This is a genomic window from Pantoea sp. OXWO6B1 (assembly GCF_001641135.1).
Lineage (GTDB): Bacteria > Pseudomonadota > Gammaproteobacteria > Enterobacterales > Enterobacteriaceae > Pantoea > Pantoea allii.
In genome coordinates this window covers 2,066,931-2,087,605 of the sequence record NZ_LWLR01000001.1, presented here as the reverse complement: position 1 = coordinate 2,087,605, position 20,675 = coordinate 2,066,931, and the positions used below count along the sequence as shown (strand labels likewise).

Genomic DNA, 20,675 nt, shown 5'->3' with positions numbered 1-20,675 from the left:
CTTAAACCGTCAATACCACGCAGCTGTCACTGTCCCAACACAGACGCACTTGATCGCCCCAGGTCGGTAACCCTTTGCGGTAGCGATGTGCATTTTGTAGCTGGGCACTAAGCATCTGGCCGCTGTGCAGGCGAACATGGTAAATGGAGAGATCGCCCAGATAGGCAATGTGGACCACCTCACCGTCAGCAAAGTTACAACCATCGGCAGGCACGTCTTCACACAGCATTACTTTTTCAGGGCGCAGGGCGACGTGAACCGGCACGTTATCCACCACCGATACGTCTGAATCGACTTTAAGAGGATGCTTCAGGCCGGGGCTGTCAATCACCAGACCGTCTTCCTGACGTTCGCGCAGCAGGCCTTCAAACACGTTTACCGAGCCGATAAACTCGGCGCTGTAGCGGCTGGTAGGATGCTCGTAAATCTCTTCCGGCTCACCGATCTGCACGAATTTGCCGCGGTTCATGATGGCAATACGCCCTGCCATCGTCATGGCTTCTTCCTGATCGTGCGTCACCATTACACAGGTCGCCCCAACGCGCTCCAGAATGTCCACCACTTCCAGCTGCATGCGGTCGCGTAGCTTTTTGTCCAGCGCCCCCATAGGTTCATCCAGCAGCAGCAGTTTCGGCCGCTTCGCCAGGCTGCGCGCCAGCGCCACGCGCTGACGTTGACCACCCGAAAGCTGGTGCGGTTTGCGTTTGGCAAATTCCTGCATGTGTACCAGCGACAGCATTTCTTCGACGCGTTGGGTGATTTCCCCTTTTGCCAGTTTGTCCTGCTTCAGGCCAAAAGCAATGTTCTGCTCTACCGTCATATGGGGAAACAGCGCGTAGCTCTGGAACATCATATTAATAGGACGTTGATAGGGCGCGACATGCGACAGATCGTGACCATCCAATACAATCTGGCCGCTGGTGGGCTGTTCAAACCCTGCCAACATGCGTAACAGGGTTGATTTGCCACAGCCGGACGCGCCGAGCAGGGCAAAAATCTCGCCTTTATAAATGGTCAGGCTGACGTCGTCCACGGCATGCTGGCCGTCAAAGGATTTGGTCAGATTACGAATTTCCAGCAGCGGCGTTAACGCTTTTGCTGTTTTATTTTGCGGGCGAGGGATGGCATCGTTCACGAATGTAGTTCTCCGGAGCCAGGCGGAACAACGCGGCAAACAGTGCCGCTAAAAATGGCACAACAGAGGCCTGTACTGCGCCTCTGTTGCTGTTGCATAACATATGCTGTCGAATTACTTACCGCTTTTAACCTTAGTCCATGCACGTGTGCGCACGCGATCCAGTTTCGGGTCCTGAATCTTCAGCACAAACAGTTTGGCCATCGCATCCGGTGTGGGGTAAATACCCGGGTTGTTACGGATATCGGCATTAATTAACGGCAGTGAGGCTTTATTGCCGTTGGCGTAATTCATTTTATTGGATACGTCAGCAATGACTTTCGGATCCATGATGTAGTTCAGCCAGGCGTAAGCCGCATCAATATCTTTTGCGTCTTTAGGAATCGCCATCATATCGAAGAACGCGAGTGCGCCCTCTTTCGGTACGCTGTAACCAATGTTGACGCCATTCTTCGCTTTCTCCGCGCGGTTTTTCGCCTGAAGAATATCGCCCGACCAGCCAATCGCCACACAGATATTGCCGTTCGCCAGGTCGTTAATATATTGCGAAGAGTGGAAGTAACGAATATTGGGACGCAGCTTCAGCAAGAGATCCGTCGCGGCACCGGAATAATCTTTCGCATCGCTGCTGTTAGGATCTTTGCCCAGGTAGTTAAGTACGGTGGCAAAGATCTCTTCGGGCGCATCCAGGAAAGAAACGCCACAGCTTTTCAGTTTTTCCAGGTTTTCTGGCTTCATCACCAGATCCCAACTGTTTACCGGCGCATCAGCGCCCAGCGCGGCTTTAACTTTTTCGACGTTATAACCAATTCCGGTGGTGCCCCACAAATATGGAATGGCATATTTATTATCCGGGTCATGCTGGGCGACTTTCGCCATCAAGGCAGGGTCCAGATTTTTATAGTTTGGCAGTTTGCTTTTATCCAGCGGCTGAAACACGCCAGACTGAAGTTGACGTCCCAGGAAACTCGATGAAGGCACCACGATGTCATAGCCGGTGCTACCAGCCATCAGTTTGCCTTCCAGGACTTCATTGGAATCAAACACGTCATAGACCACTTTAATACCGGTCTGCTTTTCAAAATTAGGCACGGTATCTGGCGAAATATAATCCGACCAGTTATAAACGTGCAGCGTCTTATCTTCCGCCATGGTACTGGCTGAAGCAGCCATCAGCACCCCAGCCACCACACCTGACAACCATTTTTGACGTTGGTTGAACATGCTTTTAATCCTCCTGAGCGGGTTATAACAACGCTGCACATCAGTGATTCGGTTTTGCGTTTAGTGATTAAAAATCAGTTACACAATGAATCATTATTCAGTGGACGTTTAATAGTAAAAACCTATACCTGCACGGCATTCTCACTGTTGTCGCCGCCCCGCAAGCATAGCCCCCCCGTTCAGGGTTAACCAGATCTCAGCGTAAAAAACGCCTGAACTCAATATTTTATGCATGTTTAAGCTATGAGGTTCGGCTTTTATGGCATAAACAACGTCATTAATCTGGCAATTAAGGGCTTAATGCAGAATAAAACATTACGGTTATAAATTAACCTGTGTTGTTCACAATTGATAACATTAAGAATTACAGGCGCTGAACCGCAAAAATCGTCGTTGTGGCGTCAGCCAGGAGGGGAAATACGCGGCAGGTAACAAAGGGCGCGTCGGAAATAAAAAAGCCGTCAATGATGACGGCTTAATCAACGCAGGTGCTTAATGCAGGACAGAATGCATGGCGCTGCTTGCAACATGCTCTTCATCTTCACCTATCATCAGCAAATTATTGGCAAAGGCTTCCATGATGACCATGGAAATCTCTTCTTCACTCTGCTTCATAAAATGCGAGAACTGACCGAAGGTTAACCCGGCCGTGGTCATCATTGACTGGCAAACAATAAGCTTAGGCAGATTGTCATCCTGTATATCGATGAACGCCTTAACCGTCAACGAACTGGCGTTGATTTGCGATAAGTCACCCACCAGCGGAATTAATGCGGTCGGTTTGACTTCCGCCAGTGCTGAAAACAGAATGACGTTATCGACCAGGTCGATTTTAGCGTCAAACACCCCGTCGAAGTTTTGCATATGCGGCAAATGAAGCGCCTGGCAAGCATCACATTCAAACCAAGTGATATTTTGCTGATCCAGCCAACGACGCAGCAGGTCGATATCCGGAACGACAAGAGAATCCATTGTAAAATCCCATGGGGTGATAAATAAGCGACCTAGCTTACGGAAAAACCGGGTGAGATTCCACGAAAACCACTGGAAAACGCGGGTCAACCCGCGGTTTTAGGACGGAGCCCGGGGGTAGCATGCCGTTCAATGTGGTCGATCATCATGCCTGCAATGTCCAGACCGCTTGTGGTTTCAATGCCTTCCAGGCCGGGAGACGCATTTACCTCCATGACCAACGGGCCACGTTTTGAGCGCAGAATATCCACGCCAGCCACATCCAGCCCCAGTACAGCGGCAGCTTTTACCGCCATCTCACGTTCCTGCTCGCTGATGTCAACCGTACAGGCGGTACCGCCTCGATGTAAATTCGAACGGAAATCCCCTTCTTTCGCCTGACGTTCAATGGCTGCCACGACACGATCGCCGATCACCAGGCAACGCACATCGCGCCCACGCGCTTCCTGGATAAACTCCTGCACTAAAATATGTGCATTAAGCCCGCGAAAGGCATCAATGACGCTTTCTGCCGCCTGGCGCGTCTCGGCCAGCACGACGCCAATGCCCTGGGTTCCCTCGACCAGTTTCACCACCAGCGGCGCACCGCCCACCATGGCGATCAGGTCCTGAGTATCATCCGGAGAAGAGGCAAAACCCGTTACCGGCATATCTATCCCGTCCCGGGCCAGCAGTTGCAGGGAACGCAGTTTGTCGCGCGCGCGGGTCACAGCGGCGGATTCGTTTAACGGATAACTGCCGCACATTTCGAACTGGCGTAACACCGCGGTGCCATAAAAGGTAATACCGGTGCCAATGCGCGGAATAACGGCATCGAAATGCCCCAACAGCTCGCCGCGGTAGTGAATACCGGGCGAGGCGGGGTTAATGTTCATATAACACGAGAGAGGATCAATGATCTGCACAAAATGACCGCGCTGTTCGGCGACGTCACGTAAACGGCGACAGGAATAAAGCGTTCCATCGCGCGACAGAATGGCCATTTTCATCCATCAAAATCCTTGCGTTAAATTAGCGTGTTGCCCAGCCCTGCTGATGCAGGTAATCCAGCATAAACGGGCGGGTTTCTTTGATGATCAGGCGCTGAATCAACTGGCTCCAGGTTTCGCTACGCTGATTGCTGTCGCGTTGTTCATAGTAGATCGCCGTACGGCTATCGTAATCAGCCAGCACAGCCGGGTCCACAGGTTGATAACGATTTTCATGTACCAGCATCGACTGCGGAATACGTGGTTTCACATCCGGCACGGATTCAGGATAGCCCAGGCAGAAACCAAACAGCGGCAGCACAAACTTTGGCAGCCCCAGCAGCTCGGTTACCTGGGCGATGTTGTTACGAATACCACCAATAAATACGCCGCCCAGCCCCAGGGATTCTGCTGCTACCATGGCATTCTGCGCCATCAGTGCTGTATCCACACAGCCGAGCAGCAGCTGTTCTGCCCGGCCTAACTGGGCATCCGGGCAGATTTGCAGATGACGATTAAAGTCCGCGCAAAATACCCAAAATTCCGCCGCATCGGCCACCCACGTCTGGCCGCCCGTCAGGGTGACCAGTTGATCGCGTAACGCCGGATCGGTCACGCGTACAATGGATGAGCACTGCAAAAAGCTGGATGTGGACGCCGATTGCGCCGCAGCAATAATCGCGTCACGCTGTTCAGTACTCACCTTCTGGTCAGTGAAAGAACGGATTGAACGGTGGCTGCACAGTAAATCGATAGTCGGTGTCATAAAATCTCCAGCTAATTATCTTTTTTTTCAGATTGGTTGAACAACTGCGGCGCCAGTGCTTTGGCACAGCGCCACATCAACAGCCAGGCGGCAGGTAACATCAGCATAATGCCGATGATAAACAGCGCGGTCGCTAAGTGCTTACTTCCGGCACCGTTGGGCAGGCCAGGTAACCAACGGTTAACCACGACCAGCGCGCCGACAATAAGCAAACCGCCCAGCGCTTCCATTGCCAGTATGGTCTTAGGCAACGTTGCGATGTTCCGCATAGCTTTCTCCTGCCTCAAGGCTAATTGACTCTCAATTATGGATAACATCCCTTAAATTGCACATCAGTGGTTTCAGCTCGCGCCCTGACTCACTTTGTGGATTCATAGGATGCAGGCATCAGACTAACAGGTAAATCCTGCTTTCTTTAAGCGCGACGAGCGGGCATCATTACCGGCTTTCCTGACTTTGTCGTGTGATCATCATCACACAACGTACCTCGCAAGGAGTTCTCAATGATTGCTGTTATTTTTGGTCGTCCCGGCTGCCCTTACTGCGTTCGCGCCAAAGAACTGGCGGATAAACTGCAGGCCGATCGTGATGATTTCAACTACCAGTATGTTGATATTCAGGCGGAAGGCATCACCAAAGCCGATCTCGAAGCCAGTGCGGGCAAACCGGTCAGCACCGTACCGCAGATTTTCCTGGACGATCAGCATATCGGTGGCTACACCGAGTTTGCGGCGTGGACAAAAGAGAATCTGGGATTTGTTGCCTGAGCAACAGAGGCGGTAACCTGAATGTGCGCGCTGGCGTAATGCCAGCCGCGCCTTAATGAAATGGCTGACCTGACTCAACAGGATAACGGGCAGTACATAACCCCGTCTAAGCATTTAACGTCTGGACGCAGCGATCAGTCGCAGCAACCGCACGAGTAGTGCACCGCATCCCGCCCAAAACATGCCACTCAGGCTCCAGATAGCAATATAATCCCATCGGGTAGGCTCAGCGAAAACGCCATGCAATAACAGCGCGGCCAGTAGCGTCCCGGTAAACGCCATAATCAGCGTGCTTTTTAGCGGTGCCTCTTGCTGCATCAGCGCCATTAATGCACCAGGTAGCAAAAAAAGCAGCAGTTCAGGCTGGCTGTGTAACACCTGCTTATCTAACAGCCGGAAATCCTGGGTAAACATAAAGACTAAACAATAAAACACGCCACCTGACAGGCAGGTTGCCCAGAAATAATAACGCTGCGGCATAACTCCCCACTCATTAAAAACTCGCCAAAACATCGTCTGTGACCTTGCTGAGCCCGGTGGAAATAAAAATAAACAGCCGTTTGCCATACGAATGAAAGTCGCCAATGGCTGAGAATGGTTTTTCTGATTAGAATATTGGCCTCGTTACCTTTTCAGAAATCGATGATCGCTGAAGGTAATCTTACGGCTTGCTCAAGATAGCGAAAAACAAGCCTCTCTTCAATAGGTTACAAGTAAACAAGAAGTTAAAATGTTGAATGTTAACATCGCAGAATTGTTAAGAGGTAATGACATTCTGTTATTATTTTTCGTGCTGGCTCTGGGACTTTGTCTGGGGAAATTACGTTTTGGCTCGGTGCAACTCGGCAATTCCATTGGCGTATTAGTGGTTTCGTTATTATTAGGCCAGCAGCACTTCTCGATGAATACGGATGCCCTAAGCCTGGGCTTTATGTTGTTTATTTTTTGTGTGGGTATTGAAGCGGGTCCCAACTTTTTTTCTATTTTCTTTCGGGACGGCAAAAACTATTTCATGCTCGCCATCGTGATGGTGGTCAGCGCCCTGCTGTTGGCCCTGGGATTTGGCAAATTCTTTGGCTGGGATATCGGGCTGACCGCGGGCCTTCTGGCCGGTTCCATGACCTCTACGCCGGTGCTGGTCGGTGCAGGTGATACGTTGCGCCAGAGCATCAGCGATCCTAAACAGCTCAGCATGATGCAGGATCAACTCAGTCTGGGCTATGCCGTTACCTACCTGATAGGGTTAGTCAGCCTGATTTTTGGCGCTCGCTATCTCCCCCGTCTGCAACATCAGGACTTACCCACCAGCGCACAACAGATTGCACGTGAGCGCGGCCTTGACGCAGACAGCCAGCGCAAAGTGTTTCTGCCGGTGATTCGTGCTTATCGTGTGGGGCCGGAGCTGGTGGCATGGAGCGGCGGTAAGAATTTACGCGAACTCGGGATCTATCGCCAGACAGGCTGCTATATCGAGCGTATCCGCCGTAATGGCATCCTCGCCAGTCCGGATGGCGATGCGGTGCTGCAACTGGGGGATGATATTTCGCTGGTGGGCTATCCGGATGCGCACGCGCGACTGGATGCCAGCTTCCGTAACGGAAAAGAAGTCTTTGACCGCGATTTGCTGGATATGCGGATTGTGACCGAAGAGATTGTGGTAAAAAACCACAACGCCGTAAACAAGCGGCTGAGCAAACTCAATCTTACCGATCACGGCTGCTTTTTAAACCGCGTGATTCGCAGCCAGATTGAGATGCCAATTGACGACAATATCATGCTCAATAAAGGCGATGTGTTGCAGGTCAGTGGTGAGGCACGGCGGGTAAAAAGTGTGGCGGATCGCATTGGCTTTATTGCGATTCACAGCCAGATAACCGACCTGCTGGCATTCTGTGCCTTTTTTATCATCGGCCTGATGGTCGGGTTGATTACGTTTCAATTCAGCAACTTCAGTTTTGGCATCGGTAATGCCGCAGGGTTACTGTTTGCCGGCATTATGCTGGGCTTCCTGCGCGCTAACCATCCCACCTTTGGTTATATTCCGCAAGGTGCGCTGACGATGGTTAAAGAGTTTGGGCTGATGGTGTTTATGGCAGGCGTTGGCCTGAGTGCCGGGAGCGGTATCGACCATGGCATATCGGCTAACGGCGCGCTGATGCTCTTGTGCGGTCTGTTGGTCAGCCTGTTACCGGTAGTGATTTGCTACCTGTTTGGCGCTTATGTTTTACGCATGAACCGAGCGCTGCTTTTCGGGGCCATTATGGGTGCACGCACCTGCGCACCGGCTATGGAGATTATCAGCGATACGGCGCGCAGTAATATCCCTGCGCTGGGCTATGCCGGCACCTACGCCATCGCGAACGTTTTGCTGACGCTGGCGGGCACATTAATCGTTATTATCTGGCCGTTACTGTCCTTATAAAATTTTTTTACTGACGTCCAGAACTTTTTTTACCGACCACAGTCTGAATAAGTGCCACTGCTTTTCTTTGAAATCCCCAAATTGTGGAGCCCGCTGGTCTTTTTCCCAGCGGGTTTTTTTATGCCTTGCATCCTGCCCGCCCCACTTCAACATTAAAACTTCACCAAACTTAAACCATTTTGCAACCTTAGTGCAGATTAAGAACCTAGTGATGGACTCTCTGCCCGTCTGCACGCAGGATAGGCAGCTTATTTTGTTAGCAACATGTGCTAGCAGATGCGACAGACTCAATCTGCTTTTGCCCGTTGGCTTAAGCCCTTTTTCCGGGATTGAGAGAATCTGAACATCAGTAAGAGGAACCGACCACGTAATGGAAGAATTGAACCGCACACTATTTATGGCGATTAACGCTACCTCAGACTCACCTCACTGGTTATTGCAGCTTGCCCTCTTCATAGCCAAAGACGTCATTGCCATTGTCCCGCTGCTGATTGTGGCATTGTGGCTGTGGGGACCGCGCGATCAGGTGGCGTCACAGCGAGTGCTGGTGTTAAAAACCGGCATCGCGCTGCTCTATGCATTAGCCATTTCCTGGTGCGTGGGACAACTGTTCCCGCATCCGCGTCCGTTTGCGATCAACTTCGGCCATCAGTTTCTGGCACACGCTGCCGACGACTCGTATCCCAGCGATCACGGCACCACGATTTTCACCTTTGCGCTGGCTTTCCTGTTCTGGCACCGACTCTGGTCGGGCATTATCCTGATGGTGGTCGCCACTGCGATTGCCTGGTCGCGTGTTTATCTTGGCGTGCACTGGCCAATGGATATGCTGGGCGGTTTTCTGGTGGGAATGCTGAGTTGCCTGGCGTCGCACCTTGCCTGGCAGCTGTATGGCGAACGTCTGCTTAATATCATTAACCCGTTCTATCGGGCGCTGTTCGCTTTACCGATACGTAAAGGCTGGACACAAGGTTGACTGGCCCCGGCATAGGTTGACACGTTATGCTTTTTGAAGCGCCTGATGCACTGCATCAGGCGCTTTGTATTTCAGCGACAGGTGGGGGCGCTGACCGTTGCAGATTTTACCGATTCCTCCACGGGCGCTACGCTGCTTTGAAGAGTGCCAGTCAGGTTGGTCATATTTAAGCAGCCAGTTCAGGACGGTGGAGCAATCCTGAAGACCATAGCGTTCCTGAGCCTGAGTGTATGTCATTCCGCCTTTTTCAACCTCCTCAACAACAGTCAGTTTAAAGGACCGAGAGTCGTCCCGTTATATACGTTTAATAAACGCATCACATTCTGCTGAAAACCCAGGGAAACCGTGTCAACGCTATTCAGGACGGTTCAACCGTATAATTTAATCAACGGCATAAAGAACAGAGGTCTGCCTGTGAAACCGAAAATATGCTACGCCAAACCTCACGTTAAGTGTCCGGTAAATGCCATTTTTCCATTAAAAAGACACCATTTTTAGCGTGTTTGTAACTGCCCATAATATTCGTATTTATAGGGGAAAAAAGTTGAGCGTGTGAAATCGTTCAGTTGAGTCTCAAATCCTGTCTATATTCTCTTTAAACTTTCGGCTGTTAGTTATAACTGATAAAGCTGCCCGTCTCTGAAACCAAGATTCTGTCAAATCAATATAAAAAAGTGCAAGTGCATGGATCATTTTACTCGTTGGCTTTACTTCGTTATTCAGCCTCGAAAAAAAGACCCGACCGCCGCCAGTCATAGGCCTGTCATGATGGATAGAACTGATAAATGAATATTTTCTTAACAGGTGTTCAGTTAGTACAGCCGTAACAGTAAGAGAAAATGTTTTCGCAGGGCACATGCGTTTGCCAACGCCAAAAGGTATATAGCAATTGTCAGAGGTACTTATGTTATTCCACCTGTCCGGATCAAATCTTTCAGGATCAGTAAATCCCACTTGATGTAGCTTAACGAAGTCAAAAATTAAATTAGTCCCTTTATCAATCGTTAATCCGTTCACCATAAACTGTTTTTCTTCTGTGACTCTGTTAGTCACGCCGAAGAGAGGATACAACCGCAGAGATTCGTTCAATACATTTTTCATTGATGCTTTGTCAAAGTTTCGCCGTCGTATCTTTTGCTGCTCAACGGGGTTTTGAGCAAGACTCACAATGGTATGTGCAACAAACTCTGCAATCTGTAGCACCCCGGTATGAAAAAACGCCCCCATTAATATTTTGGCGACCTGTTCATTGGTCACATCCTCAGATACTTTGCCGCGCAGGGTAGTGATAATATCAGGTGAAAATTGAGCAGTGATATGTCTGAGGACCTTTGCTCTGAGCTTTTCATCAGGCATTTTAATAAATGAAATACTTTCTTTAAAAGAGATAACATTTTGACTAAGAAAATCACGCTCTTCAGGTGATGGTAACCTGGCGAAGAGTTTAAGATGAAAAAAATCGACCATCAGCATTATTATTTCATTCCTGATAATAGCAAACCCATATTTCTTTTCTGATAACAGGCCAGAACCGCGCTGACGTATAATATTAGTGATACACTCTTCAATATCAGCCCTTGTCATCATTAATTTCGGATAAACTATTTTCAGCAGTTCAGTGTATAATGGCGATTCATCCATATTTTCCACATGCCAGTCTACCGGCATATGAAAGTATTCAATAAGCTTGCGGGTTGTACCTTTTCCTTTATACGAATTATTCTTTAGCAGTAATTTAACCTCATCGCTGCTAATCTCTGAGCAGGGCAGCCGGATGCATTTACTGGATTCAATGAAGACTTTTTCCCTCTCTCTTATAGCCTTATCTTTGATATTTTTGTAAAGCCAATGCATAATAAAAACCCTCAGAATATGATCAATGAAAAGTGAGTCTACAGATTATCAGGCTACATCAGGGGAGAGGCCATACAGGTTCATAATCGTCGAAAAAAGTGTGCAATCCAATTTCGCTCATTTCAAGTGGCGGACGATCATCCTTTATAGGTTTGAATGCCGGAAGTTTGTCACCCCATTCGATAGCACGCTGAATGCATTCTGCTGCCCACTCATAATGTGGTTCGAAATAGGTTCGGCGTGGAATTGCACATCGAATTAATTCGTAGGGTGCTTTGAGCCGACTTGCCGCATCCATGGGTTTACTGACATCAATGCGACCTCGTTGCAGAGAATCCATAGCCGTTGAAGCAAATCCTCCCTCAATAAAAGCCTGGGCAGATAAACACGTTGCTGGTCCCTGCGTATAATCAAGATGAGGAAGGCAGCGACCAGCGTCAATATATACCGCAAAGCAGCTGGCGGGTTCCAGAATATGAATACCTCTTTTTTTACAGGCATTGGCAAAGTAATCGACCTGGCGCTGTCGATCCTGGAGATAATGATCGTTAACCCCTTCAAGCAACCCGACTGCAAGACATTCAAGGTCACGCCCGGCAAGCCCACCATAGGTAATATAACCGTCAGTACGAATAGTTTTAGGGTGCATTTTTTGCCAGTAATATTTGTTTCTTAAGGCAATGAACCCACCCATGTTAACCAGGCCCCCTTTTTTTGCACTCATATGGCAGCCATCAGCATAGGAAAGCATCTCGTTAACAATATCCAGACAACTCCTGTCGCTGTAACCCTCTTCATGCTGTTTTATTATCCATGCATTCTCCGAAATCCTGGCGATATCAAGATATAACTGTGTGTCTCTTTTATTATATTTATCAATGATTTTACGCACCTTTTTAATATTATCCATTGAGACACATTGCCCACCATTAAGATTATTAGGGACAACCAGTTCCACCAGAGGTATTTTTTCAGCATGTTCAATAAAGTACTGTTCAAACTTTTCAAGATCCATATTACCTTTGAACCAGCCATTATTTTTCCGGTCAAGGTAGTCGGGGCAGAGAAAATCGACAGGTTCATCACCTCGCTGAAATGTCCACGCGCTGGTAGTGGTGAAATGAGTGTTCGATGGCACCTTATCACCGGGATTGACAAAAATTTCATAAATTGGCGCTTCTGCTGAACGCCCCTGGTGAGAAGGGATGATATAGGGCATGCCCGTAAAGCGCTGGCATACCTCTTCTAAATGCTCATAGCTCCTGCAGTTAAAATAAGATTCATCACCCTCCATCATTGCTGCCCATTGCCTGTCGCTCAACGCACCTGTTCCGGAATCTGTCACCATATTGATGAACACATATTTTGCAGGTAATAATCTCCCTGAATACCCGTACTGCTGCATGATTTCTTTTCTTTTTTCTCTGGTGGTAGGGATAGAATATTCAATCGTTTTGATTCTGTAAGGAGGAGCCTTATCAAAAGGTAAATCGGTCTGGAGCAGCATGTCTTGCGCACTTATTCTCATTTTATTCTCCGATTAAAAAAGGGATATTAAGGATGATCAAACAGGGGTTCATACTCATCGAAGAAAGCCCGTAGACCGATATCCTTAGGATCTAAAGCGGGTCTGATATCACTCATTTTTTGACGAACATAGGGCGGAATTTTCTCTCCCCAGCACATCGCTTTGTAGAGTGATTCAGCGCACCACTCATAATGCGCATCGGTATAAACCCTTCTGGGAAAGGCGCAGCGAATTAATTCATAAGGCGCCAGCTGTATTTTTTGTGTATTAGTCGGATCTTTACTGTCTTCACGCCCCCGATGCAGCGAGTCCATAGAGGTAAAGCCGACACCGCCTTCAATAAAGGCCTGTACACACAATGCCGTACCCGGCCCATTTTCTTTTCGTATATGCGGCAGGCAATGCTCCGCCATTATCCATACGCCCAGCGTACATGCTGGATTATACGTCGCGACACCTCTGGTCCTGCACGCATTGGCAAACAGGTCACACTGCCTTTGTTTATCCTCCAGATAATAATCATTGACGCCTTCTACCAGCCCAACAGCCAGGGCTTCGAGATCGCGTCCTGCCATGCCGCCATAAGTCATGAACCCATCAATACGTATGAGCTTTGGCTGCAAACGTTGACAGTCCGTCTTATTTCTTAATGAGATGAATCCCCCCGTATTAACGAGCCCTGCTTTCTTCGCGCTCATATGGGCGATATCGGCGTAAGACATCATTTCACGTACAATTTCCTTACAGCTTTTATGCCCAAAACCCTGCTCATGTTTCTTTATTATCCAGGCATTTTCTGATATTCGGGCAGAGTCAAGACATAGCAAAACATCTCTTTTTTTGTACTTATCGATGATATCCCTGACTTCTCTTATATTTTGCATCGAGACAGGTTGCCCTGCACACAAGTTATTTGGCACCACAAGCTCAACCAGGCCAATGCGCTCACCGTGCTCAATAAAAAGGGCTTTCATTTTTTCTGTATCGATATTACCTTTAAACCATGAAGAATTATTCTCATCGAAATATTCAGGGCAGGTTAAATCTACCGGCTCGGCTTCCTGGTAATAGCAATGGGCGCGGGTAGTTGTGAAATGACAGTTTGAGGGTACAAGATCGCCTTTTTTCACAAAGGCCTCGTAAATTATTGCCTCACCAGAGCGTCCCTGATGGCAGGGCATAACAAAATCCATACCTGTAAATTTTTGCAATACATCCTGCAGAGGATACCAGCTCTTTGAGTTGAAATACGACTCATCCGCCAACATCATGGCAGACCACTGGCGATCGCTCATCGCATTCGTACCCGAATCGGTACACATATTCACATACACATACTCAGCAGGCAGATTTGGTACCGACCAGTTGAATTGCTTAATAAGTTCTTTGCGCTGAACTCGGGTCGTTGGAGTAACATATTCAACAACCTTGACTCTCCAGGGCGGGACTTTGTCATATGGGATATCGCTGGGGAACAACATCTCTTCATCTGTTATTTTCATTGCTTATTATTCCATTAAGTTAAGCAGACAAATTAAATTTATCTAAAATGCAAAGCCATGATTCAGTATTTAAACTAGAAACGACGTTGGCCAATACAGGTGAGCATTCCGGGTGAGAGCGTGATGAACTCTCCATTTTTTAACTTAGTTAAAACCTCATCAAAAACACGCTCTTCCAGACTGCTTCCCTGAAGGATATGGTTTCTCAAATCATTTAATGTTAAATACCAGAACTCACTCATTGGCGTGTTGCGACTTATCGGGGGAAAGAATACTTCTTCTTGAATATTGACTATTCCTGACGATTTAAATTGAGACTTAAGGCTTTTGGACCAGTTAACATCGGTTCCAATTGAGTCGATTAAGACTCTCCACATTACGGACATAAGTTGATGGAACGCTGGCTCTTCCGGATCTTCTGCAGGGGCGACAATATCAGAAACAACGAGCCAGCCTCCGGGCTTTAACAATTCGGATATTTCTTTTAAAATTCGCTTCCGCTCGCGCAAATGCATCAATACAAACCTGACATTAATGATATCAAATTTTTCGATATCCATGACCTCGTTAATATCATGCTGGATTACTTTTACTTTATCAGAGAGAATAAATTTCTCTTCAAGTAAATCAACCAAATGATCAACAGCGACAACCTCGCTAACGTTTGGTTGTTCGGCCATCCATTTAACTATACTCCCGCTTCCTGAACCTATATCGAGGCATCGCATTCCCGGACGGGTAGTTATTTTTGAAAGCTGCTTTTTTGTTAAAAAATCATAGGTTTTTGAAACCAACTCAAGGCGATGCATCTCCTTAAGATTATCCTGCCGGAAAACATGCTGACCGTAGTTTCCTTTCATATTTTTGTCCATATAAAATCTGCCTCAGGATATTATCTGCGATTTATATGCGTTGCTGTTAGTGGTATCTATTACAGTTTTAAATGCTAGTTAAGTTTTTTTGTATAATAAAGTGAAAGAACCTACTTTTCTTTATTTCGTGATTAACATCCCAAATCCTCTCTTTAAAACCAATATCACCTGTTACCAATATAAAATATTTTTGTTTATTAAATATAATATAAGTGAAAGAAAAATGTTGCTTTGAGTACCGAGCGAAAAACAGGCGTTAATGGCTACGTTATCAGAATGTCAATATGACGTTCGAATGATTGAGTGACGTGATGGTTATACTTTATCTGGAATTGCAGAAATTTGTTGCTGCTATGTGAGAAATAGCTATCGCAGGCAGGGAACAGGTAGTTATTTACTCACTTTTGCTAACACAGTTTGTTGGCGGCAACGATATAACACCTTATATAGCAATCACTATTTTTAGTTAAAAACAATTAAACTGAGCATAAATATTGATCAACATCAATAAATTATCATTTAAATTTATATTATTCATGCATACGCACTTGATAAGCAATTTGCATATAATTGTTTGTATTTTATTACTAACTTAATATGGCCTTCATTCATACAGTGGGTTATTTCCAGCGTGATGATTTATACAGGTGCAGGCGGTTGCATGTATAGCCGTTGCTCTACGCAACATAACCAATTCATAAGCATCAACTGCATTAATGTAGACTTGCCGCAAAAAAAGGACAGGGCCCTGAAATGTGGTTGTAAGATTTTCGCCGTGATCGCGCGAGCTTAGCGATTTTGTCAATGGTGCTGTACTGGCCGTTTATCAGGGCTCGTACTGAGCACGTCGAACGTCTTTCCATAATCTGACCGGCGGACTTTCATCCGGGTATGAAACAGAAGACATGGAGATTTAAAATGCAGCGTCGGATGTTCCGACTGGCTGCACTATAGGATGTACTGGCGATATCACCTGCGATGAAGACAGATGCCCGGCCAGCGCAACAGGCGCCAGCCGGTCAACCCGTTCTGCCAGGTCCCGCTGATGAAGATGTTTTTACGACCATGTCAGTGCAGCCCTACTGCAGTGTTCTGCGATTGCATCACCCGGAATGACGGTATAACAACAATCAGCGGGAAAGCACTGCTGTAGCGTTTTGCTGCCAGAGCAGGTCCGTAAAACTCACCCAGCCATCGGGTGGAATACGGATTTACCGGTACAGAACAGCACAGATATCATCAATGGCAGTTTCTTATGTCCAGATTCAAGATGCCTCTGCATGGCGGCCACCGCATATCGGATGAGGCGAAATGCCCTGTGTTTATCGAGTGACGACTGATGCGCAATGAGCAGGTGGGCGTAACCATCACCTGCGTTAGCTGAACCACTTCCCGAACCAGCCGTTAAACTTCATCATCACAAAATCAATGATACGGTTGAAGAAGCCGCCTTCCGGCACATCCTGCAGCACCACCAGCGGACGCTGTTCAATCGTTTTGCCGTCCAGTTGAAAATCAATGGTGCCGACCACCTGGTTTTTCTTCAACGGCGCCTCTAGCTGCGGCGATGTCAGGCTGTAGCTGGCTTTCAGGTTTTTCATCTGCCCTTTAGGAATGGTCAGTGCCGCGTCTTTTTCCACGCCAAGGTTGACCTGATTCTGTTCGCCAAACCAGACGCGCTGCTGGGCAAAAGGGGCATCCGCTTTAATTGGGGTCACGGTTTCAAAAAAGCGAAAACCCCACGTCAGTAATTTTTCACTCTCGCGGAAGCGAATGGCATCGCTGGCGGTTCCCAAAACAACCGAGATCAGCCGCATATCGCCTTCGGTGGCGGAGGCCACCAGATTATTACCGGCACCTGAGGTGTGACCGGTTTTGATACCGTCCACCTTCAGATTGCTGCTCCAGAGCAGACGGTTACGGTTTATCTGACGGATGTTGTTAAAGGTAAACTCTTTTTCCTTGTTCAGGGCATACTCTTCCGGCACATCGCGAATCAACGCCTGACCAATCAGCGCCATGTCGCGCGCGGTACTGTACTGCCCCTCGGCATCCAGGCCATGCACCGTCATAAAATGGGTGTTTTTCAGGCCAAGCGCGTTGACATAGTTATTCATCAGACCAATAAAGGAATCCTGACTGCCAGCCACATAGTCCGCGAGTGCGATGCAGGCATCGTTCCCGGACTGGATCACAATGCCTTTGTTCAGCTCATGCACCGGAATGCGGTCACCGGGCTTAAGAAACATCAGCGAAGAACCGCGCAGTTTGGGATTGCCGGTAGCCCAGGCATCCTGCCCCACCGTCACCATATCATCGGGTTTAATTTTGCCGGATTTGATTGCCTGCCCAACCACATAGCTGGTCATCATTTTTGTCAGGCTGGCAGGATCGAGCCGCTGATCGGCATTCGACTCTGTCAGAACTTTACCGCTGGCGTAGTCAATTAAGATCCAGGCCCTGGCATCAATTTGAGGCGCGGCGGGTGCCTGTTCAGCAAAAACAGCCATCGGCGCGATGAGTAACAACGAGGTCGCAGCGATGCGCCGCAGGGGAGATGAAAAGCAAGTATTTGTCATGGGCTTGGCCGGATTGTCCTTAGTAAAACGAAAGTCAAAGGCTTAACACCTTCTGTGAGAACGCTACCCGCTGGCGTCAATGAAAAAAACCGCTTAATCGTAAAGTTTTATAGATTTTAGTAGATTAACCCTGGTCTGAGCGCCGCGCGCCTGCCATTTTCCCTCACGAATGTCGCACATAAAAATGCGCTAAATTCTGATTTTTTAATCAAAAAGTTAAGGCCGTCACAAAACTGGGTTAACCTGACTTTATTCAATCGAGGAGAACCCCCTATGGATTTAGCCCTGTTTGATCTGGATGAAACGCTGATTAGCGAGGACAGTACCGGCCTGTGGCTGCGCTGGCTGGTCTCACAAGGCTTCGCCTCCAGTGACCTGCTTGATGAAGAACAGGAATTAATGCGCCAGTATTACGCCGGAACGCTGTCCATTGACGAGTACATGCGTAAAACCCTCTCCCCTTTAGCCGGGATGGCAACGATGACGGTGGAAGGATGGGTTCGGCGCTTTATTCACCGCGATATTATGCCGCGCGTCTTTCCTGAAGCGCGGGCGCGTCTCGACTGGCATCAGGCGCGCGGAGACAGAATTATCGTCATTTCCGCCAGCGGCGAGCATCTGGTGAATCCAATTGCCAGCCAGCTTGGTGCCTGCGGCGCGCTGGCTATTGGCGTGGAAGTGGTGGATGAGCGCTACAGCGGCAATACCTATGGCACCATGACGTTTCAGCAGGGCAAAGTGAAACGGGTGGAAGAATGGAAGGCTGAACGCCCTGCGGAACAGTACGCACATACCTGGGCCTACAGTGACTCCATGAATGACCTGCCCATGCTGGCGCAGGCCGATTATGCACACGTGATAAACCCGGCCGAGCCGCTGCGCCAGGAAGCCGAAAAACGCGGCTGGCAGGTCTGCCACTGGGTCCGCTAATTTAACCGCGGGACGCGCTGGCGTCCTGCTTCAACCCTACCTTCAGCAATTTACCCTCGGCTTCATCTGTTAAGACATAAAGATAGCCATCTGGCCCCTGGCGGACATCGCGGATGCGTTCATTTCGCCCGTCCAGTAAGCGTTGCTCTTCCACCACTTTCTCGCCGTTAATGTGCAACCGAATCAGGTTCTTCTCTTTCAGCGCCCCGATAAACAGGGAGTTTTTCCACTGCGGGAAACGCGCGCTGTTATAAAACGCCATACCACTGATCGCCGGTGAGACTTTCCAGTAAAACGCGGGCTGTTCCGTGCCCTCAACGTGCGTGCCTTTAGATTCCGGGACCTTACTGCCGTTGTAATCAATACCGTAGGTGGCCAGCGGCCAGCCATAGTTTTTGCCCTTCTGGATGATATTCACCTCATCTCCACCGCGCGGACCGTGTTCACTTTCCCACATCGTCTGCGTCCAGGGATTCAGCGCCAGACCTTGCGGATTGCGCAGGCCATAGGCCCAGATTTCTGGCCGCGCGCCCTGCCTGTCAACGAAAGGATTATCTTTTGGCACGCTGCCGTCCGCGTTCAGGCGCAGCAGTTTGCCCTGAAGTTTATCGAGGTCCTGTGCGGCGCTGCTGACAAAGTTGTCGCCAAAGGCAATCCATAAAAAGCCCTGACGATCAAAGGCCAGTCGGGTCCCGATGTTGTTACCGCTTGAGAGGCGCGGCGTTTGCTGAATTACCGCATGAAAATCGGTTAACTGGCGATTGTCGTTACTGAGTTTGCCGTAGCCCACCACAGCGCCGGCCTTGCCGTTGCTGTCCGCTTCGGTATAGCTGAGCCAGACGCGGCGGCTCTGCGCAAAATCGGGTGCCAGCACCACGTCCAGCAGTCCGCTCTGACGCTGCGCCCAGACCTTCGGCACGCCCTGAATCGGTTCGGACAAGCCGCTGTCTGGCCGCCAGCTGCGCAGCTGACCGGATCGTTCGGTGATCAGCAGGGTTTGATTATCCGGCAAAAACGCCACTGACCAGGGATGATCCAGCTTATCCTGGAGCACCTCAACCTTGAGTTCATCAGCCCACAGCGGGCTGGAAAAGAGTAGCGCGCCACTGAATAACAGCGGGATCGAAACACGGGACATAGCCTTCTCCTCACAGGGTGCAGTGTTGTTAAGCGTAGTCAGCGGGTCGGGGATGCTGTTGAGGATTTACAAAAGATTAAACAAGGTGTTGGCAACAGGATGCGCAATGGCAGGCGCGGGAGAAGCCGACCGAAAAAGGATCGTGAAGAGAAGAGACCGCCCGCAGTAAGATAGCGGGCGGAAGCGGTTATTCGAAACAGGTGTCCGGGTTTTCCGCCAGTGAGATAAACTCTTTACCGCCTGGCGTCAGAGCCAGAATCGTGCCGCTTTCAATATCGTACACCCAGCCGTGCAGCCGCAGTTTACCCTGACGTAACCCGACCGATACCGACGGGTGAGTTTTCATGTTGTTTAGCTGGGCAATCACGTTTTCCTGCACCATTTCGTTGAGTTTTTTCTCAGGCGAATCGTATTCACGCTGCTCAACCACCGCTTTTGCCGCATCGGCATAACGCAGCCAGTGCTCAACGGCTGGCATCGAATCCATGCAGGCACAGGAGGCGATGGCGTTCATTGCGCCACAGTTGGAGTGACCACAGATGATGATGTCAGAAACGCCCAGCGCCATGACCGCGTACTCAATGGTCGCTGACACACCGCCCGGCTCCGGGCCAAAAGAGGGCACAATGTTGCCCGCATTGCGGATAACGAACAGCTGCCCAGGTTCCTGCTGCGTCACCAGTTCCGGCACCAGACGGCTGTCTGAGCAAGAGATAAACAGCGCTTTTGGATTCTGGTTTGATGCCAGACTTTTAAAAAGCGCTTTTCTTTCGGGAAAGACTGTCTGCTGAAAACTCAGAAACCCGTTGATGATCTCTTTCATTATTTCGCTCTCACATTATCCACGTCATGATCTGAAGAAACGGTGCCTTCAGTACTTGTTAAGCGATTCATTATTAATGAAAACAAGCAAATATCAACCGAGAATCTGGGCAAAAGCCCGCCAGTAAAGTCAGGATTGTTAAATATTTATTCCCTCCAGTTATTAGGTGTTTATTGGAATTTCTTTTACAGAACGGTGAGTTAGTGCTTTCCCCCCGCC

The 20,675-nt window shown here is 48.8% G+C and carries 21 protein-coding genes and 1 pseudogene; 5 read left to right on the top strand and 17 right to left on the bottom strand.

The window, feature by feature from the left end:
- Position 1: 1 nt before the first annotated feature.
- The 6 genes from potG to A6A26_RS11945 form a co-directional block, all read right to left on the bottom strand.
- Positions 2-1,135 carry a putrescine ABC transporter ATP-binding subunit PotG gene (gene potG, locus A6A26_RS11970; RefSeq protein WP_063878919.1) on the bottom strand — a complete coding sequence of 378 codons (1,134 nt, stop codon included), beginning with the start codon at positions 1,133-1,135 and terminating at the stop codon, positions 2-4.
- Between the two features lie 114 nt (positions 1,136-1,249).
- Positions 1,250-2,359 carry a spermidine/putrescine ABC transporter substrate-binding protein PotF gene (gene potF, locus A6A26_RS11965; RefSeq protein WP_063878918.1) on the bottom strand — a complete coding sequence of 370 codons (1,110 nt, stop codon included), beginning with the start codon at positions 2,357-2,359 and terminating at the stop codon, positions 1,250-1,252.
- A gap of 492 nt (positions 2,360-2,851) precedes the next feature.
- On the bottom strand, positions 2,852-3,331 hold the full coding sequence (locus tag A6A26_RS11960; RefSeq protein ID WP_063878917.1) for a type III secretion system chaperone family protein: 480 nt from the start codon (positions 3,329-3,331) through the stop codon (positions 2,852-2,854).
- A gap of 86 nt (positions 3,332-3,417) precedes the next feature.
- Positions 3,418-4,320, bottom strand: a complete 903-nt coding sequence (gene rimK, locus A6A26_RS11955; RefSeq protein WP_063878916.1) for a 30S ribosomal protein S6--L-glutamate ligase — start codon at positions 4,318-4,320, stop codon at positions 3,418-3,420.
- Positions 4,321-4,342: 22 nt separating this feature from the next.
- On the bottom strand, positions 4,343-5,065 hold the full coding sequence (gene nfsA / locus A6A26_RS11950) for an oxygen-insensitive NADPH nitroreductase (RefSeq protein ID WP_063878915.1): 723 nt from the start codon (positions 5,063-5,065) through the stop codon (positions 4,343-4,345).
- An 11-nt stretch (positions 5,066-5,076) separates the two neighbouring features.
- Positions 5,077-5,334, bottom strand: a complete 258-nt coding sequence (locus A6A26_RS11945) for a DUF1418 family protein (protein WP_063878914.1) — start codon at positions 5,332-5,334, stop codon at positions 5,077-5,079.
- Positions 5,335-5,568: 234 nt separating this feature from the next.
- Here A6A26_RS11945 and A6A26_RS11940 point away from each other — a divergent pair, with 234 nt between their 5' ends.
- Positions 5,569-5,832 carry a GrxA family glutaredoxin gene (locus A6A26_RS11940; RefSeq protein WP_063878913.1) on the top strand — a complete coding sequence of 88 codons (264 nt, stop codon included), beginning with the start codon at positions 5,569-5,571 and terminating at the stop codon, positions 5,830-5,832.
- 114 nt (positions 5,833-5,946) lie between these two features.
- Here A6A26_RS11940 and ybjM read toward each other — a convergent pair whose 3' ends face one another.
- Entirely contained in the window at positions 5,947-6,312 is a 366-nt protein-coding gene (ybjM, locus tag A6A26_RS11935) for an inner membrane protein YbjM (protein ID WP_063878912.1), read from the bottom strand.
- A 253-nt stretch (positions 6,313-6,565) separates the two neighbouring features.
- Here ybjM and A6A26_RS11930 point away from each other — a divergent pair, with 253 nt between their 5' ends.
- Entirely contained in the window at positions 6,566-8,254 is a 1,689-nt protein-coding gene (locus tag A6A26_RS11930; protein ID WP_063881139.1) for an aspartate:alanine antiporter, read from the top strand.
- On the opposite strand, the gene A6A26_RS25475 is transcribed toward A6A26_RS11930, so the two are convergent.
- Complete coding sequence (locus A6A26_RS25475) at positions 8,249-8,407, bottom strand: hypothetical protein (RefSeq protein ID WP_156506656.1); 159 nt, start codon at positions 8,405-8,407, stop codon at positions 8,249-8,251. The two genes, A6A26_RS11930 and A6A26_RS25475, sit on opposite strands and share 6 nt — an antisense overlap.
- Before the next feature lie 217 nt (positions 8,408-8,624).
- Here A6A26_RS25475 and ybjG point away from each other — a divergent pair, with 217 nt between their 5' ends.
- On the top strand, positions 8,625-9,230 hold the full coding sequence (gene ybjG, locus A6A26_RS11925; protein ID WP_063878911.1) for an undecaprenyl-diphosphate phosphatase: 606 nt from the start codon (positions 8,625-8,627) through the stop codon (positions 9,228-9,230).
- Positions 9,231-9,254: 24 nt separating this feature from the next.
- Here ybjG and A6A26_RS26290 read toward each other — a convergent pair whose 3' ends face one another.
- From A6A26_RS26290 to A6A26_RS11900, 5 genes are all read right to left on the bottom strand, one after another.
- On the bottom strand, positions 9,255-9,467 hold the full coding sequence (locus tag A6A26_RS26290; protein WP_063878910.1) for a hypothetical protein: 213 nt from the start codon (positions 9,465-9,467) through the stop codon (positions 9,255-9,257).
- Positions 9,468-9,803: 336 nt separating this feature from the next.
- Positions 9,804-11,084, bottom strand: coding sequence for a cytochrome P450 (locus A6A26_RS11915; protein WP_063878909.1), 1,281 nt, complete (start codon positions 11,082-11,084; stop codon positions 9,804-9,806).
- 58 nt (positions 11,085-11,142) lie between these two features.
- The gene (locus tag A6A26_RS11910) at positions 11,143-12,612 is read right to left on the bottom strand and encodes a tryptophanase (RefSeq protein ID WP_082875174.1); all 1,470 of its coding nucleotides are present in this window, start codon (positions 12,610-12,612) and stop codon (positions 11,143-11,145) included.
- Between the two features lie 26 nt (positions 12,613-12,638).
- Positions 12,639-14,114 (bottom strand): tryptophanase, encoded by a 1,476-nt coding sequence (locus tag A6A26_RS11905; RefSeq protein WP_063878907.1) that lies wholly within the window; start codon positions 14,112-14,114, stop codon positions 12,639-12,641.
- A 74-nt stretch (positions 14,115-14,188) separates the two neighbouring features.
- On the bottom strand, positions 14,189-14,974 hold the full coding sequence (locus A6A26_RS11900; protein ID WP_172823891.1) for a class I SAM-dependent methyltransferase: 786 nt from the start codon (positions 14,972-14,974) through the stop codon (positions 14,189-14,191).
- Between the two features lie 343 nt (positions 14,975-15,317).
- Here A6A26_RS11900 and A6A26_RS26285 point away from each other — a divergent pair, with 343 nt between their 5' ends.
- A complete protein-coding gene (locus A6A26_RS26285) occupies positions 15,318-15,452 on the top strand; it encodes a GNAT family N-acetyltransferase (RefSeq protein WP_371560301.1) in 135 nt (44 codons plus the stop codon).
- A gap of 456 nt (positions 15,453-15,908) precedes the next feature.
- On the opposite strand, the pseudogene A6A26_RS24785 reads toward A6A26_RS26285, so the two are convergent.
- Positions 15,909-16,361: pseudogene (locus A6A26_RS24785) on the bottom strand (Rpn family recombination-promoting nuclease/putative transposase); the annotation flags it as partial.
- A 1-nt stretch (position 16,362) separates the two neighbouring features.
- Entirely contained in the window at positions 16,363-17,565 is a 1,203-nt protein-coding gene (locus A6A26_RS11895) for a serine hydrolase (protein WP_063878905.1), read from the bottom strand.
- 273 nt (positions 17,566-17,838) lie between these two features.
- Between A6A26_RS11895 and A6A26_RS11890 the strand changes: the two genes are divergently transcribed.
- The gene (locus A6A26_RS11890; protein WP_063878904.1) at positions 17,839-18,495 is read left to right on the top strand and encodes an HAD family hydrolase; all 657 of its coding nucleotides are present in this window, start codon (positions 17,839-17,841) and stop codon (positions 18,493-18,495) included.
- Position 18,496: 1 nt separating this feature from the next.
- Here A6A26_RS11890 and A6A26_RS11885 read toward each other — a convergent pair whose 3' ends face one another.
- Together A6A26_RS11885 and A6A26_RS11880 are read right to left on the bottom strand one after the other, a co-directional pair.
- Complete coding sequence (locus tag A6A26_RS11885) at positions 18,497-19,633, bottom strand: PQQ-dependent sugar dehydrogenase (protein WP_063878903.1); 1,137 nt, start codon at positions 19,631-19,633, stop codon at positions 18,497-18,499.
- Positions 19,634-19,820: 187 nt separating this feature from the next.
- Positions 19,821-20,456 carry a carbonic anhydrase gene (locus A6A26_RS11880; RefSeq protein ID WP_013025190.1) on the bottom strand — a complete coding sequence of 212 codons (636 nt, stop codon included), beginning with the start codon at positions 20,454-20,456 and terminating at the stop codon, positions 19,821-19,823.
- Positions 20,457-20,675: the final 219 nt, after the last annotated feature.